Here is a 279-nt window from a genome sequence, read left to right on the forward strand (position 1 = left end):
GCTGTCGCTTGCAAACTAAACTTGCTCGCGGCATGGTAGCACTAACCGGCGAGAGGCAATGCAATGGGCGGCTTAAGTCATGATCAGATTAGTCTGGGGATTCGCGTCGTCCTGGGCGTTGACATGTACACGATTTGCTTGCTGACCGTCTGGTTTTATTTTCAAAATGAACGTCTCGCCGCTCGCGCAGAAAAGTATGGCCCGATCACATACCATGCCTTCGGAAGCATTGTTACGGGAATAGCGTACGGCCATCCAAGTTGTCCTCCGGAAATCGCA

At 52.0% G+C, this 279-nt stretch carries 1 pseudogene; it reads left to right on the top strand.

The annotated features are described in order from the left end of the window. Nucleotides 1-63: 63 nt before the first annotated feature. Nucleotides 64-279: pseudogene (locus AF337_RS44635) on the top strand (hypothetical protein); the annotation flags it as partial.

This window comes from Rhizobium ecuadorense, from assembly GCF_001187535.1.
Classification (GTDB): Bacteria; Pseudomonadota; Alphaproteobacteria; order Rhizobiales; family Rhizobiaceae; genus Rhizobium; species Rhizobium ecuadorense.